Raw genomic sequence first — 15398 nt, 5'->3', positions numbered from 1 at the left:
GCTTTATCTGCCATATACTTTGCATATGACGTCAGAATGCCCCTTCCGGTTAGTTATTCTACCGTTCGACGGTTTCTCCAACATGGTGCTTGCGAGTGCTATCGAACCTCTGCGCGCGGCCTGTGACATTTCGGGTGCTGATCTGTTCAATTGGCAGGTGGCCACCCTGGGTGGCCAACCTGTGCGCAGCTCTTCTGGGATGCAGCTGCGTGCGGATATCGCGATCGAGGAAGTTGAGACCTCAGATGCGCTTGTGATCGTGGCAGGCTACGGCGTGAGAGAACAGGCCGAGCTGCCTCGAGTGCGCGCGACGCTGCGCGCTGCCGCTCGGCGAGCCGACAGTCTGATCGGGCTCGACATGGGGGCCTGGATCATGGCGGCCTCCGGTTTGCTTCATGGACGGCGCGCCACGGTGCATTGGTATGAGTTGGACGCTTTTGCCGAAGCCTTCTTGCAGGTCGACGTGGTGGCCGACAGCTATGTGGTTGACCGCGACAGGCAAAGTGCGGGGAGTGCCACCTCGGCCATGAGCCTGATCCTTGATCTGATCCGGGACCGCGCCGGGGATGCGCTGGCGCATGATGTGAGCACTCTCTTTGTTTACGACACAGCAGAGGCGCGGCGGGCGGACAGCGGCGCGCTCTCGCCGCGCTTGGGACGGGCGGTGCGCTGGATGCTGAAGTTCATCGAAGAACCGGTGCCGCTGGCGGCGGTATCACTACATGCAGGGGTGTCACTGCGGTCTCTCGATCGTATGTTCCATCGCGAGCTTGGTGTCTCCGCAGGGGAATACTATCGCCGCCTGCGCCTGACCCAAGCGCGCAGTCTGGCGATGGAAACGAGCATGCCCACTCACGAGATCGCAGCCCGTACAGGCTTTGGTTCCGCAGCCACGCTGGCTCGCGCGTTCAAAGTACAGTTTGGCAGTACAATCAGCGAGTTGCGCCGCAGTGCGCGGGTGTAGCGGGGTTATGGCGTCAAGATCGCGGTCAGGTCCGGCTTGATGCTGCATGCGAATAAGCGGTTGCTGCGCGACTGCATGAAAGTGGAAGGCCAGTTCTGAACAGCCCGGTGACCGCACCTGTTTGGGGTATACCGTGGCTGCCTAAAACAGCGTTTTGCTAAAACAACAAGTTTGGGAGGAAAGTTACCAATGGTGGGACGAAGGTCAGCAACAGCACAACTCCGTGCAGGCTCGCAAGAAATGGCAGGCCTCTTAGGTAAACTCTTCGATTGAGCGGCGGGTAATTGAACCGGGCGTTGGCTTCCTGCCTGCCGGACGCGCGGTTGCACAAGGCGCTCTGGCCGGCGGCGGCTCCGGAAAACAGTAAGAATGCACGGTACCTGGTGATGTTTGACATTCTAAGACAGCCGTTGAAAGCGTGACCCCCGTTACAGGGCGCCACTCCGATCAGCAGCAGCTTTGACTGTGCGAAAGGTAAAACATCAGCTTAATGCCTGACGACATCTCGCTGAACGACCGGCCCTAGCCGGTCGTCGTGCCGTTTTCAGTTGCAGCATGCGCCGTTAAATAGTGCGAGTTTCAGCCCCAGTAAGCGCACTGACATCGACGATATATAGCTGCCGCTCTCCTTCATGGATGGAATCAATGCAAACCGCCGTGCCATCGGGGTGCCAGCGAGGATGCAAATCACACCGATTTTCTTTGCCCAGATCAGGATCGGTCGCAAGGGCGGCCACATCGTAGCGTTTACCGCTTTCGAGGTGGTAGAGAAACAGCATCCGAATGTTCGTTTTCTTGTCGGGATAGGTGTCAGAAACCATCCACTTGCCATCGGGCGAGTAGGTCATATGGCCATTTTCGGTCAATACGTCCGTTCCGACAGCCTGCGCTTGCCCGGTGTCAACATTGTAAAGCTGATAGTGGATTTCGCCTGCGTTGGGGCCCCACACCATGATATGCCGGTCGTCTCGCCAGATCGGATGAGAAATCTGATATTCTGACTTTTCATAATCAAAGGTATCGAGCCTGTCGGGATCGTGGTCCTGATCGAGATGCGGAATAGGATGGTCGGTGCATTCCAGCAACGTCAGATTGCTCCCGTCGGGGGCCATGCTGAACAAGCGGTGCAAAAAGCATGTTTCATCCTCGACCCGTCGGGTCCAGCGGTGGATGAACAGCACGCGGTCTGACGCACCATTGATCTCCAGATGCGTCACCCAGTGGACGGCCCCTTCCATCGAAGCAACCGGCTGGAAATTACGCAACTCCTGCAGGCTCAGCACGAGCTTCATCGCGCCACCGGGCAACGCCATGTTGAAGATGCCGTCATCTTCCGGGGCCAAGGGCAGGTCGGTAGGCGCCGGACCTTCGTGATAGCCGATGGTGGGATGGGTCAGGTTGAAACGGCGGTAGTCGACACAGATGGCAAAGCTGCTGTCGGGGGCGACCGAGTACACAGGGTCGGGCAGTGTCTGTTCCGCACCCGTCACGATGTCGACAATTCGAGCGGCAAAGCCCGGGTATTGCCCCTTTGAATTCGCATCGCGCACATTATAGAGCACCTTTTTGCCCGGCAAACCGGGCAGCCATTGCAACTGGCTCCCCATTTGCCAATTCCACGCGGTTGTTTCACCGACCACGTGGAACCGGTCACCATCCTTTAGGTCAAAGTATCCGACCTGTGCGACATTGGTTGCCGACAGGTTTTGGTTGGCCCAAGGGACGGCTTGCGCGAGGATTTTCTCGCCTGCCCGATCCCAATTGCTCTTGTTGTAGTAGCCAAAAAAATGGTGCTTCTCTCCCTCCCCAACTTTGCGAATTGGGGCAGGGGAAGATTGGATGGCGAACATGGATTTCTCCGGAAGTTAGGGTGTTAGGTTATTCGAGCAATTTCGAGTTGCGGCGGTGCTGGATGATCCCGTGAATGATGGCTGAAACGCACAGAACGAGGATCACCAACGCCACCGGACGGGTAACCAGTTGCAGTGCAAAAGCACCTAGATCACCGCGCACCAGCGCCAACGAGCGAGCCAGTTCGCCCTCGGCCAGCGTGCCCAGCACGAGGCCCAGCACCAGAGGAGCGCGCGGCACCGCTAAGGCAGCCATGCCCCAGCCAAGGGCGCCGATGGCGAGCATGATCCAGATGTCATCCACGGAAGAGCGCAGCGAATAGGCGCCGATCACCGCGAGGGCCAAGATCAGGGGCGCAAGAATACCGGCAGGCACTTGGACAATGCGTAGCCCGTAACGCGCCAGCAGAAGTCCAACCGGCACAAACAGCAAGTTCGACAGAAACAGGCTGAAGATAAAGCCATAGGTCACATCAGCATTGGTGGTGAACAGCTCCGGGCCTGGGCGCAGACCGTGGATCATGATGCCACCCAACAGAACCGCAGTGACCGGATTGCCCGGGATACCCAGCGTCAAAAGCGGGATCAGCGTGCCGCCGGTGACGGCGTTATTGCCTGTCTCGCTCGCGATTAACCCTTCGGAGGCACCCTCGCCAAACCGTTGCGGTGTTTTGGAGCTCTTTTTGGCCGCATCATAGGCGAGAAAGCCACCAACACTGCAGCCCACGCCTGGGATGATGCCAACACCAATGCCGATAAGGCTTGAGCGCAGAATGTTCAATTTCTGCCGACCGAGTTCGCGCAGGGTAGCAAAAGGGCTGGTCTTATCAATCCCTGCCGCTCCTGTCCGCGCGCCCTTGGCCCGGTCAATGAGGTCGATCACCTCGGGAATGGAATAAAGTCCGATCAAAGATACGACCAGCGGGATACCATCGAACAGCGTCGGCACACCGCCCGTAAAGCGCATGGTGCCTGTCAACGGGTGGGTCCCCACGGTACTGAGGATCAGACCAAGTGCGCCAGCAATCAGCCCTTTTTCCATAGCACCTGCTGACATGGAGGCGATGACTGTGATCCCGAAAACGGCGAGCAGGAAATATTCCGGCGACCCAAAGCGGAGCGAGAATTCCGCCAGTTGCGGCGCCAGGAACAGCAGCGCTACGACGCTAACCATTCCCCCGATACAGGAGGCGAATGTCGCAAGAGATATGGCGCGTCCCGGCTCCCCATTCTTGGCGAGCGGGTGGCCGTCGAGCATGGTGGCGACAGAAGCAGAAGTGCCGGGAATATTTAGCAGGATGGCGCTGATGGCGCCTGAATAGGTGGACGCACAGTAGATGCCGCCCAGCATTGCCAACCCAACCTGTGGCGGCAGCGAAAACGTTACCGGGATCAGCAAAGCTACCCCCATTGTGCTGGTCAGCCCGGGCAGGGCACCAATCACAACGCCCCCGACGACACCGATCAACACTGCTAACAGCAGGGCGGGATCGGCCAGCGAATGAAGGCCTAAAAGCATATTATCAAACATTATCGGCGTCCCTCGGGCAGGAGATCAGAGAAGAAGGGCATCGGGGCGCGGGACGCCCAGCAGACTAAAGAAAATCACGTTCAGCAATGCCGTGAATGACACCGAGAGGATCAGAGACTTTAGCCAGCCCACTGCGCCCAGCCAGAACATCAGCAGGAAAAGGAAGAGGAATGTGGCAATCTCGTATCCCAGCAGCCGCAACACCATGACATAGGCAGCAATCCCCCCGAACGTGGCGAGCAGGGCAGTCAGGTTCACCGGCGGCATGCGGGTTGCATCGCTATCTGATGCCATCAGGATGCGGCCGCCGAAAAAGACTGCCAGCACGGCCATTAAAACAGCAAGCGTGCGGGGAAAATAGGAAGAGCCGACCGGATAGCCGAAGGCTGTGATTGCAATTGCGAGGGCCAGCATTAAGGCGATGGCGGCAAATATCAAATCACGGGTACGGGTTGTCATGGCGGCACTTCCTGTAGGTTTTGGCTGCGTTATTTCATCAGGTCGATATATTTGCCCAAGGCAGCGTCAGCTTCCTGCAGATAGGCTTCGAAAGCGGCCGCATCCATGTATTTGAGCGGCAGACCGGCAGTCTCGGCATGGGCAAGAAACTCAGGATCGGCCATTACATCGGCGAACGCCTGTTCCAGACGAGCCTTGTGCTCAGGTGCTATACCGGCAGGGGCTGCGATGCCGCGCAAGGAGGCCCCCACCGAGGGCACTTCGGTGCCCGCAGCTTCGCTGACAGTGGGCACATCCGGGAAGAGGGGGCTGCGCTCATCCGCAAAGACCCCCAACACCCGCAGACGACCCGCCTCGACATGCGAACTTGCCGAGCTTGCCGACGGCAAGGAAGCGGCCAACTCCCCACCCAGGGTTGCCTTGATCGCGGGGCCGGAGCCGTCGAATGCAACAAAGTTGAAATCCGTTTCCAGCGCGTCTTCCGCAACGATCAACTGCAACTGGTTGTTGGATTGCGGACCATCGGCACCAATATTCAGCGCTCCCGGATCAGCCTTTGCCGCCTCAAGCAGTTCGGCAAGGGTTTGATAGGGGCTGCCGGCATCCACGGCAACGACCACCGGGTCGAGCTGAATGTTCGCAACCGGCGCGAAGTCGGACATCTCATAGGGTACGTTATCGCGCAGCTGCTTGACCAACTGGATAGACGGGACGTTGATGAAGCCAATTTCATAGCCGTCAGGGTTTGCCTTCGCCAAAGCCGAGAACCCGATCTGGCCGCCAGCACCAGCTTTGTTCTCGACAACAAGACGCTGGCCGAGATGTTTCTCGACGTATTTTGCCACGGTGCGCGCAGCGGTATCTGTGCCACCGCCTGGCGAATATGCAACGATCAATGTGATCGGTTTTTCAGGATATTCCGCCGCTGAAAGTGCAGTGCCACCAAGGGCCACAAGCCCAACTGCCGCAGCAATTTTAGTAAAGGTATGTTTCAACATCTTCCCTCCTGTTGAGTCGTTTCTTCGTGCAAAACTGACAAGTGTTCTTGAATGTGTACAATCACGTGCAAAGAAAAACAAGTTTTGTTATTCGGATTTTGGCGCGCTATGATCCAAGGGGACGGGAACAGGGGAAAAATACTGAGTGTCAAAAGGTTCAGATAAGGTAGTGCGGGGAACGCGCGGCGAGGATACAGCGCCGTCTCTGGCAGAAAATGTCTATCAATCTCTATCCGCCTGGATTCGAGACGGCGTTTACAGCCCCGGAGACAGGATAAGAGAATCCGTCGTGTCGGCAGAGTTGGGCGTTAGCCGGACCCCTGTGCGGGAAGCCCTGCGGAGGTTGCAATCTGAAAGACGTGTTACGATGGAACCCCAACGCGGTGCCGTCGTCGCCGAACTGGATCGGCACGAAGTGGTTGAGCTGTACCAGCTGCGCCAGCAACTCGAAGGTATTGCCGCGCGTTTCGCGGCGCAGCACGCATCAACTGCCGAAATAGCCGAGATGGATCGGATACTGGCCAATAGCGTGGCCGCAGCCAACGATCCTCGGATCCTGAACCAAATCAATTGGGAGTTTCACAGGGCAATCTATTCGGCTGCTCACAACCGGTTCTTGCTGCGCTCGATTGCAGCGATCTCTGACGAAATGGCTTTGCTGAAGGGGTTGAAATACATTCCGGAGGGGCGTGCGGCAGACCTACACCAGGAGCATCTGCGCATATTGGACGCGATACGTAGCCGCGATCCGGAAGCCGCCGAGGCTGCGGCGAAGACCCATATAGAAATGTCACTCAGGGTGCACTTACGAACCGGTTGGCAGAGTCGTCAGAGCGAGCGCGGGAAGCTTACACCTTCTTAATCTCCGTTCGGTCGTAAAAGAGTTCTCTTTGATGGCGCAATATCACATAATAGTTCTTACAGGTTTCTTAAGTATTTGAATTTATGTTTATAACCCTAAACAAGGCTCAGTAGGTGACCTGCTCGTAGTCATAGTTGCCTTGGTAATCCCGCCAATCGACGAACACCGAACGGTGGCGGATGCTTGGACAATTGTCACCCCACAACTCGAGACCCACGTGATCTTTCGGCAGGGCGTTTATCAATGACTGCTGCCAAGAGAAATCGCCCTGTGTCCCGTAGGTCCCGAGTGCGACCACCGCCCTGCGCTCGCAGTCGCCTTCGCTACCGACCTGGTATTGTTGAGCAAAACGCACATCAAAGACTCGTATCGAGCGCACGAAGTTGAACTCCGGCCCGCTGATGTCAATATCGGCGCGATCTTTGACCCGCCGAAGAGTAAAATCATCGGTCAAATCACCGGCTTCAACCGTTTCTACCGGGAATGCTCCAGTCGTTGGCAATTCGACCTCCTGAGATGAAGCAGCAGCAGCCGTCTGAAGCAGCGGAAAGCCCGAGTTATCGAAAAGAATATCATAGATGGGTCCACCATCGTCGTCAGTGTCTTCGCTGTCATAGGTTGCACCCATCGGACAGCGCCAGATTTGCAACGGAGGCTCTACCGGCCAAGGCGTGATCCTTCGGATGAATTCCGCCCGGGCGCGTGAACATGGCATCGATGCGGGCCAACCCCCCGAGAGGCAGAGCAGGATCGCACAGTCGATCGGATAGGTTTGCGCACGCGTCCGCTCTACCGTCCAGAAGAAAGATGTGGATGCTAAAGTGACAAGGATGGCGATACGAATAAGGGCTTTGGGCATGGGTATGTCCTACAGGTTTGGCAGGTTGATCATCTTTGCATCTATCGTATACTTACAAGTTCAATAATATATTTTTGATTACCTAAGTCTGATAACTGTCAAGAGCTGCTGTTTTGAGTATCCCCGGCACCAGTCGAAAGCGCTTCAAGAAACTCGGCCACGTCCACCGGTATGGACGCTTTCGCGGCTATAAGCCCTTCCGGGTGAAGCAATGGCTCGATAGATTTGGCAGCAGCTTGCTCGTCGAGCCACAGCACGGACAGCTCAGACGAATTCCACAAATATACCCAGCCGACCGTGCGCTTCCGATCACTTCCAAGCAACCGGGCAATGGGTTCCGCTTCTACTTTAATCTGTCTCACCGCTTTATTCCCTCCAGTTCCTCCGAACGAAAATCGTTTCGTTCAGTGTTAGATACCTTTCTCGTCCAAATGGGATATATGTCGAATCGCACTGCTTGTAGTTGCACTATCGTGGCGCAGAAAGTCACGATACGATGCGAACGTCAGCGAAATTGAACGAAACGGAGGACGTTACATCATTGATAAAGAACGGAAAATATTTCGTACCTTCGTTGGATGACGAACGTGACCTCAAAGACCTGCTGAGACATCTGAGTGCAGCGGGGGCGGGTCGCCCCGTCGACAAAGACGGGTTTCCCATGGGTCCATGGACACCTGAGCTTCTTGCAACTGCGATCTCTGAGATTGAAGCCAATCAGGCTGGTATCGATCTCCGAACGGTGCAGCTCTGGTATCAGGACAATGAGAAGGGAATCAGCACAGAGAACATCCGCTGGCTCGCAAGAGTGTTCGGATGCGACGATCCGATTGAGACCAGCCGGTGGCAAAAAGAACTGATTTCGGCGCAAGCACGGCTCGCTGCCAAAAGGCGAGCACAGCGCAAGAAATCCGTTCAGCGCGATCTACCAGAATCTCCTGATGAGGCAGTGCAATCAAATTTCGATCTCGAGGTAGATTTCCCGCAGGGGTTAAGTAGCGAAAAGTTGGTCGCGCCGAAGTGGCAGTTTAGCTTGGCGCGTATATCGGAGGGCCTGTTCAGCCGAGCATCACTTTTGGACCTGCCGGCATCGGTATTTGCGGGCGCCGTTGCACTGGGGCTTTCCTCGCATTTTTTAGGTATTCACAGCGTTGTTTTTCCGCAGACGAATGGTGTGCTCAAGCAGGTTGGGTACCTTTGGGCACCTAACTGGACAGTTCTCTTTATGGTGCTCATGCCGCTTTACTTCGCATTTGTCAGCGACCTGGTGATCTACTGGAAAAGCGCGGGGCGGTCACAGTTGAATCACAAAGGTGAAGGAAACCAGAACGGCGACATGTGGATGCGAAAAGTTCAGGCCTTTTCGGTAACTTATTGGTCGGCTTTTCTTGTTTGCTTACCGATAGCGACCGCTCTTCAGTGGATCGATAGGTGTTTAACCCCGTTGCTGACTGGCGATGCTGGCAACTACCCAATCGAGTGGGCTCGGTTGGCGATTGAGCGCCCCGAGGTCATATCGATACCAGAGGCGATCGCCTTCACAGGGCTCGCCTACCTTTACATGGGTGTGACGTTCTTTTTCTTCTTTGTCGGACTCATTTTGCTCTTCACACTGGTTTCCGATTTTTGGGAACTTGTGCGAGTGGTTGAACTCTGGGCAGATGGACAAAACAAGCGCCAGATCTATCGCGTTGGTCTCAGGCTCATGGACGGGATCTTTCGGTGCTGCATCTTGGGGCTATTGATTGCCATCTGCATGAAGCTCCAAAGCACATTTATGCTTTCAAATGGGACGACCATAATGAGTTGGATGATCAGTGATTTCCTGGCAGTCTTGGGTCATCATGAGAACATAAACGGCTGGCTCGATTACAGCATGCCGACGAACTATAGCAGCCTGCTCATCGTTTTGGCGACCTGCACTGTATTTCTCTATGGATCTGTTCGAATACACGCCGCCTTGAGTCTTCAAGGGGAGGTTGTCCGCGGTCGATGTCGTAGAAAGCTGGGCTTAATGTTGGCAGTCATCGCTTTGCTCGTCATCGCGTACGTGCTGATCGGCGCGATTGCCGGCTTCTCAATCTTGCTATGCATTGGGTTGATGGCCGCGGCTTACGGCCTGATCTACCCAAGCATCGCTACGTGGCGGACGACTGACCAAGGAGATAAACAAATTGTATTATAGTTGGCTTGATCGTTGGGATGAACGGCGAGCGAAGCGCGGGGACGCGATAAAGACCCAAAGCGACTTCGCTCTGGACACTGAACTTGCGTTCCCTGGCTCTGGGCATCTGGCAGGCATTGAGAACTTTTGTAATCTTGCAGACCAGGCTGTCGAGGACCCTAGCTATTTCGATGAACCGGGTATTAACGACTTGGTCGTCGAATGCGAAGGAGAGCGGATCAAGTTTTCATCAGGCATTTCTACCGACGTCGAAGAGAACAATGTCGTCTGGGCGAAAGTAACAGAAGGCGGGTCAGTCGACCAGGCGCTGGTTGTGTTCCACCATTGGAATGCGAGCGTGCGGTACCGTGAGATCGCAAATTTTTTCACGCGACGCGGGATCACGGTCATCGAGATGGCACTTCCATATCATTTCGAGCGTAGTCGATCCGGCGCTGATTATGCCGATTACATGCTCAGCCCGAGTCTCGGACGGACGATGCAATCCATGAGGCAGGCAGTATGGGACGGCCGAAAGCTCATTCGCTGGCTGAAGGGGCAAGGTTATAAAGAAATTTCCGTACTCGGAATGAGTTTGGGATCTTGGGTTGCAGGGTTGATTGCTGCCAACGACACAACTGTTTCAAAAGCTGCGTTATTCCTGACGGCTGGCAGTCTTGCTGACATGGTATGGACCGGGCGCGCAACGCAAACAATTTCCGCGAGCCTTCAGCCCACGATCGAATTAAGCGATCTCAGAAGAGCCTGGGCACCTATAAACTTGGTGAACCATGTGCATCGTCTGGCGCGGGATAGTCTCGAACTACATGTGGTATTGGCCAAGCGAGACAAGGTGGTGCGGCCAGAGCTTTCTAAAAGTCTGATACATGGGCTTAACAACGTCGGAGCCAAGCCCAGCTTGCTGGAACTGAATTGTGGTCATTATTCGCTGTCCATTCCGCCCTACATCATCTGGGCTGGCCTAAGCGTGGCTCGCTCGCTGAAACCCGGCCACTTGAGCCGCTGACGGCAAGACTGGAGGATTTGCCTCGCCTGTAGCTCAGTTATCGGCATTCTAAACCTGCCCGCCGCGCACACCAAAAGTCTTGCGCAGAAGTTATCGGTGGACCAAGTCCAAGAAGCGTCCATATTCTTCGCTGACCTCGCGTGCTTCTTTGAAGGCGCGGGTGCGCTCCTCGTCAAGGCAGCGAAAATAACTCTGGATGTCGCGAAAGTAGAGCTCAAAGTCATCATGGATGATGTTCACATACTCCGAAGCAGCCTTTAGGTCACTTGGAACAAATGGGCGAGGCGGGGAAACGCATGTGTCGGCGAGTGCCGAGCCACTTTCGAGCGACAACACAGCTAACGCTCGCAGCAAGCGCAGGACGCACGACTGGGGGTAACTAAAACTACATGTTTCCTTGAACGAGCGCATGTTTCGTGCCTAAAGGTATTGAGATGAGCGTATAGCCGCAGAAAGATAAATATACTATTGCGGTCATTAATATACTATCGTAACTCTGGGCTTCAAGTAGGAATGCCCAGGTGTTGCGTCTTTTGAGAAAGCGTGAGCCGGGCCATGAACTGGGACATCGAAGCACCAAATGTGGTTACGGAAGCCAGGTTCCGCGAGCTCGTGGAAAGCGGTTACAGCGCTGAAGTCCTGTGCCAGGAATCGGCACATAAGAAGGGCCCCAGTTACTATGGGGTCTGGATCATGCGTGCCGTGTCTGACGAGGGCGTCGAAAAGCTTCTGGTCACGGCCCGCACCAGGACGACCTATAACGACATCAAGATTCGCGAGTTCAAGACAATCACCGGTGTTGTGTCCTTCTTCATTGGTATCGGGTTCTCCCATGCCGATGTGCCGCTCGAAGAGGGCCAGCGGACCGCGCACAAGCTCACGGCATCCGGCAAGGGCGTTAGCGACTAGCCTTCTTCTCCTCAGCCTTCTGGCAGGGCCAGCCTCGGCACAGATGGTGCTGGTCATGGAGAGCGATGGCTCTCTGAACCCGTCGCAGTCTCAGAATAGCTTTGCCCGCAACTACAATGACGGCATCGGTCAGGGATCGACAGCCGATGAACTTGCGGTTTTCGGCAGCGATGAAACTGGGCTAGAGCGTGAAGCAATGCGCTTTGCAGCCCGTGTCGGTCCGGTGCCCCTGCCCCGCGCCGATGTCCTAAACGCCATAGAGACTATGGCCCTGCGCTATGCCAGCCACCCGGGCCTAAGGCGAGCGGAGCTTTCCGTCACGGACTGGCTGAGCCTCTACCGCGCCAATATCGAAGTGGAGAGCGCCTACCGGCAGGATGCGGTCTCCCGCGCGGGCGCCATTGGCCTCGGCCAACTGATGCCCGCCACTGCCCTTGATCTCGGCGTTGACCCGCGTGACCCCCAACAGAACCTCGAAGGCTCTGCCCGCTACCTCGCAATGATGCTGGAAAGCTTCGGCGATCCGCATCTGGCGCTGGCGGCCTACAACGCCGGACCCGACGCGGTCCGCCAACACGGTGGCATTCCCCCTTACCGAGAAACCCAGAACCACGTGGCTCGCGTCATGGCTGTCGTGGCCCGATTGGAAGGATCAAATTCATGATGTCCCAACCTTTTTGGAAATCATTCCTCAAAACACTTATCGGCAATGTCACGAGAGCGCGCAGCGCGGCAGTGCATTGGCGATACCGCTTTTTCCAAACAAGTTGGATTTCAAACCTCTTTGTCGCCTCGCTGGCGCTATTCCTGCTGATTGCCGAACCCGCCCTCGCCCAGAGCATCGACCTCTCCCCGATCCAAAGTTTGCTCCAGGGCATCGTCGATGCGCTGACCGGACCCCTTGGTGTGGTCATCGCGACGCTTGCCGTTCTCGGGGTCTTTCTCAGCTGGTTCTTCAACATCATCGACCTGCGCCAGGCGCTCTGGGTCCTCGTGGGCATCGCTGGTGTCGCGGCCGCTCCCACCATTGTTGCCGCGGTCTTCGCCGGTGGCTGAGCGCTCGCCCCTCTTCCTCGGCCTCGTGCGCCCGCCCAAGCTACTGGGCCTGCCGATCATGTATGCGATGGTCTGGCTCTTCGGTTCGGTGCTCTTGTTCGTCTGGGTCCAGCACATCGCGGTACTGGGTGTCGCCGCCCTACTCTATCCGGTTCTGTGGAAGGCCGCGGATTGGGACCCGCGTTTCATCGACGTGATGATGACAGCGCTGCAGGAGACGCCACCCACGCGCAACAGATCCATTCATGGCGGGGACAGCTATGCCCCGTGATGACGCCCGTGATGCTGCGCTCGACCCCCGCACAATGACGCCGGACTGGTATGCGCGCGAGACCCGCCTCGCGCATATGCTGCCCTATGTGAGCCTCGTTGACGACCAGACCGTGCGGACACGGGTGAACGAGCTCTTCCGCTGCATCCGGCTCGAGGGGATCAACAGCTACACGACCGACGATGCCTATCTTGACAAGGTGACGGCACTTTTTGCTCGCATCGTCGCGCAGCTTGGGCCGGAATTCAGCTATTACGTCCACAAGGTCTCCAAGGCCATCAAACCTGATCTCGACCCCATCCGCGAGGACAGCTTCGCAGGCGAGGTTGACCGGCGCTGGCGCGCGAAACTCGAGACCAGCGGGCTCCGCGACAAGACCCTGACGCTCACCGTCATTCACCGCCCGCCCCCGAAAAGCCTCCTGCCGTTCCTGAGCTGCAGCGCGCCGGACCGACTGAAGGAGGAGACCCGCAAACGCCTGCAGCGCTTGGGCGAGGCCGTGAACGTCTTTCTGTCTGGCCTCGCCGAGCTGAAGCCGCGCTTGCTGTCGGCCGCATCGGGGGAATTGGTGGGGTTTCTGGGCGCGCTGAACACAGGTACCGAGCTGCCGCTCTACCCGGCAAACACCTACGGCTTTTTGTCCTTCAACGTCGCCAATACCCGCGTGACGTTTCATGGCGATCATTTCGAGCTCTCGGAAGGCGTCGTGGGCCACCGCTACGGCAAGAGCTTCACCATCGGGGAATACTCCGAAGGCACCTCCTGCAGCATGTTCGACATGCTGAACCTGCCGGTCGACATGATCGTGACGCACTCCTTCACGCCGATCAATTCGAACCTCATGGCGGGCCGCATCAAGCGGCAAAAGCGCCAGATGCAGGCCAGCCAGGACGCGGCCCTCTCGCTCCTGGAAGCCCTCGACATCGCCGCCGATGATCTCGAGGCCAAGCGCCAAAGCTTCGGCGAACACCACATGGTCGTGACGCTCTTTTGCGACACGCTCGAAGAACTGCAAACCCTCAGCGCCGAGATCGTGAACGCCGCCGCAACCGAAGGCGTGAAGATGATTGGCGAGCGGGTCGCGGCCAAGGCGCATTACCTCAGCCAGCACCCCGGCAACCAGCCAAAGCGCGTCCGCGCCAGCGCCGTCACCAATCGCAACTTCGCGGATTTCGCGGCCTTCCACCGAACACAACTCGGCAAACCCGCAGCACTGACCCCCTGGGGCAGGGTCATCACCTATCTGCCCACACCGGAGCAGAGCGCCTATCGGTTTTCCTATCACGAGCAAGGCTCGCCCGACAAAGAACCCACCAGCGGCCATACCCTGATCATGGGACGACCCGGGTCGGGCAAATCGGTGCTGTCCGCCTTCCTGATGACCCAAGCCCGTCGAGCAGGGGCGCGGATCTTCGTCTTCGATTACCGTCTTGGTATGGAGATGGCGGTCCGCGCCAATGGCGGGCGCTACGCGTCCCTGAATGCCGGCCAGCCCACGGGTCTCAATCCGCTCTGGACCGAGACCGATGCGCGCGGCACCGCCTGGCTCTCGGATTGGCTCACAACCCTGCTCTACCGCGCCGACAAGCCCCTGACGCCGGCACAGACCAACCGCATCCAGGAGGTCGTGCGCCAGAATGCCCAGGCCACCAATCCGGCCCTGCGGAACTGGCGGGATTTCGCATCGCTTTTTGTGTCCACCGATGATGGCGGCGATCTGCACCAGCGCCTGCTCGAGTGGACCGAAGACGGCCGCTATGGCTGGATCTTCGGGCAGAGCCTTGAGGACACTTTTTCGCTCAAAGGCGATGTCGTGGGCTTCGATCTGACCGGCATTCTCGACAGCGAGGCCGACAAGGAACGGATGGCGGTCCTGTCCTATCTTTTCCGCCGGGTCGAGCGCGAAATCGAGGACCGCCGCCCCACCATCATCGTGATCGACGAGGCCTGGAAGGCGCTCGACAACGCGTATTTCGCCGAGCGGCTGTCGAACTGGCTGGTGACCGCGCGCAAGCAGAACACCGTCGCGGTGATGATGACGCAATACGCAAGCCAGCTCGAGCGCACCCGGACCGGCAAGACCATCGTCGAAGCCGTTCCGACGCAGATCCTGCTGCCCAATATCCGCGCGCAGCCTGCGGACTACGCCATGCTGAACCTCACGGAGAAGGAGCTCGACGTCCTTCTCAACACGGGCAGCAACAGCCGCTTGGCGCTGATCCGCGACGATCAGGGCTCAATCGTCGTCGATGCCGATTTGAGCGCCCTTGGACCCAATCTCACGATCCTTGGCGGCATGGAAAAGGGCGAAGCGCTTGTCGGCGCCGATTACCGCGACCGCCCGGACTTCTGGAGGCTTTCATGATCCGTACTGTTGATTGTCACTGAGAACTGACCCGGTATTTTCACCGAGATTTGACCCACCCTCAGTTATGCGTCGTGGTTTAT

General features: G+C 57.2%; 16 protein-coding genes. 9 read left to right on the top strand and 7 right to left on the bottom strand.

The window, feature by feature from the left end; all coding sequences use genetic code 11:
* Positions 1-25 precede the first annotated feature (25 nt).
* Positions 26-964, top strand: coding sequence for a GlxA family transcriptional regulator (locus ACGYLQ_RS16805; protein WP_276155343.1), 939 nt, complete (start codon positions 26-28; stop codon positions 962-964).
* Between the two features lie 563 nt (positions 965-1527).
* On the opposite strand, the gene ACGYLQ_RS16800 is transcribed toward ACGYLQ_RS16805, so the two are convergent.
* From ACGYLQ_RS16800 to ACGYLQ_RS16785, 4 genes are read right to left on the bottom strand one after another with little or no spacing between them, the layout of a single operon-like run.
* On the bottom strand, positions 1528-2814 hold the full coding sequence (locus ACGYLQ_RS16800; RefSeq protein ID WP_276155344.1) for a hypothetical protein: 1287 nt from the start codon (positions 2812-2814) through the stop codon (positions 1528-1530).
* Between the two features lie 28 nt (positions 2815-2842).
* On the bottom strand, positions 2843-4345 hold the full coding sequence (locus tag ACGYLQ_RS16795; RefSeq protein ID WP_394444002.1) for a tripartite tricarboxylate transporter permease: 1503 nt from the start codon (positions 4343-4345) through the stop codon (positions 2843-2845).
* A gap of 24 nt (positions 4346-4369) precedes the next feature.
* On the bottom strand, positions 4370-4804 hold the full coding sequence (locus ACGYLQ_RS16790; protein ID WP_276155346.1) for a tripartite tricarboxylate transporter TctB family protein: 435 nt from the start codon (positions 4802-4804) through the stop codon (positions 4370-4372).
* A 29-nt stretch (positions 4805-4833) separates the two neighbouring features.
* Positions 4834-5802: a Bug family tripartite tricarboxylate transporter substrate binding protein gene (locus ACGYLQ_RS16785; protein ID WP_394444001.1), complete on the bottom strand. Its 969-nt coding sequence runs from the start codon at positions 5800-5802 to the stop codon at positions 4834-4836.
* A gap of 145 nt (positions 5803-5947) precedes the next feature.
* On the opposite strand from ACGYLQ_RS16785, the gene ACGYLQ_RS16780 reads away from it, so the two are divergent.
* Positions 5948-6664, top strand: a complete 717-nt coding sequence (locus tag ACGYLQ_RS16780; protein WP_394443999.1) for a GntR family transcriptional regulator — start codon at positions 5948-5950, stop codon at positions 6662-6664.
* Positions 6665-6770: 106 nt separating this feature from the next.
* On the opposite strand, the gene ACGYLQ_RS16775 is transcribed toward ACGYLQ_RS16780, so the two are convergent.
* Both ACGYLQ_RS16775 and ACGYLQ_RS16770 read right to left on the bottom strand, forming a co-directional pair.
* Complete coding sequence (locus ACGYLQ_RS16775) at positions 6771-7523, bottom strand: hypothetical protein (RefSeq protein ID WP_276155348.1); 753 nt, start codon at positions 7521-7523, stop codon at positions 6771-6773.
* A gap of 98 nt (positions 7524-7621) precedes the next feature.
* Positions 7622-7885, bottom strand: a complete 264-nt coding sequence (locus ACGYLQ_RS16770) for a hypothetical protein (protein WP_276155349.1) — start codon at positions 7883-7885, stop codon at positions 7622-7624.
* 179 nt (positions 7886-8064) lie between these two features.
* Here ACGYLQ_RS16770 and ACGYLQ_RS16765 point away from each other — a divergent pair, with 179 nt between their 5' ends.
* Both ACGYLQ_RS16765 and ACGYLQ_RS16760 read left to right on the top strand, forming a co-directional pair.
* Positions 8065-9708 carry an RcgA family putative transporter gene (locus ACGYLQ_RS16765; RefSeq protein ID WP_394443998.1) on the top strand — a complete coding sequence of 548 codons (1644 nt, stop codon included), beginning with the start codon at positions 8065-8067 and terminating at the stop codon, positions 9706-9708.
* Positions 9698-10714 carry an alpha/beta hydrolase family protein gene (locus ACGYLQ_RS16760; RefSeq protein ID WP_394443996.1) on the top strand — a complete coding sequence of 339 codons (1017 nt, stop codon included), beginning with the start codon at positions 9698-9700 and terminating at the stop codon, positions 10712-10714. The genes ACGYLQ_RS16765 and ACGYLQ_RS16760 overlap by 11 nt, the downstream gene beginning before the upstream one ends.
* Before the next feature lie 90 nt (positions 10715-10804).
* Here ACGYLQ_RS16760 and ACGYLQ_RS16755 read toward each other — a convergent pair whose 3' ends face one another.
* Positions 10805-11065, bottom strand: a complete 261-nt coding sequence (locus ACGYLQ_RS16755) for a hypothetical protein (RefSeq protein ID WP_394444008.1) — start codon at positions 11063-11065, stop codon at positions 10805-10807.
* A gap of 204 nt (positions 11066-11269) precedes the next feature.
* Between ACGYLQ_RS16755 and ACGYLQ_RS16750 the strand changes: the two genes are divergently transcribed.
* The 5 genes from ACGYLQ_RS16750 to ACGYLQ_RS16730 all read left to right on the top strand — a co-directional run bounded on the left by ACGYLQ_RS16750 (position 11270) and on the right by ACGYLQ_RS16730 (position 15315).
* Positions 11270-11623: a hypothetical protein gene (locus tag ACGYLQ_RS16750; protein WP_394443995.1), complete on the top strand. Its 354-nt coding sequence runs from the start codon at positions 11270-11272 to the stop codon at positions 11621-11623.
* A 43-nt stretch (positions 11624-11666) separates the two neighbouring features.
* The gene (locus ACGYLQ_RS16745) at positions 11667-12287 is read left to right on the top strand and encodes a lytic transglycosylase domain-containing protein (RefSeq protein ID WP_394443994.1); all 621 of its coding nucleotides are present in this window, start codon (positions 11667-11669) and stop codon (positions 12285-12287) included.
* A 107-nt stretch (positions 12288-12394) separates the two neighbouring features.
* The gene (locus ACGYLQ_RS16740) at positions 12395-12679 is read left to right on the top strand and encodes a TrbC/VirB2 family protein (RefSeq protein ID WP_027246639.1); all 285 of its coding nucleotides are present in this window, start codon (positions 12395-12397) and stop codon (positions 12677-12679) included.
* Positions 12672-12950, top strand: coding sequence for a type IV secretion system protein VirB3 (locus ACGYLQ_RS16735; RefSeq protein WP_008327373.1), 279 nt, complete (start codon positions 12672-12674; stop codon positions 12948-12950). The genes ACGYLQ_RS16740 and ACGYLQ_RS16735 overlap by 8 nt, the downstream gene beginning before the upstream one ends.
* Entirely contained in the window at positions 12940-15315 is a 2376-nt protein-coding gene (locus ACGYLQ_RS16730; RefSeq protein WP_394443992.1) for a type IV secretion system protein B4, read from the top strand. The genes ACGYLQ_RS16735 and ACGYLQ_RS16730 overlap by 11 nt, the downstream gene beginning before the upstream one ends.
* The last annotated feature ends 83 nt before the right edge of the window (positions 15316-15398 follow it).

The sequence above is a fragment of the Sulfitobacter sp. 1A12779 genome (genome assembly GCF_043557315.1).
GTDB lineage: Bacteria > Pseudomonadota > Alphaproteobacteria > Rhodobacterales > Rhodobacteraceae > Sulfitobacter > Sulfitobacter faviae.
This window is presented reverse-complemented; position numbering and strand designations above follow the sequence as displayed.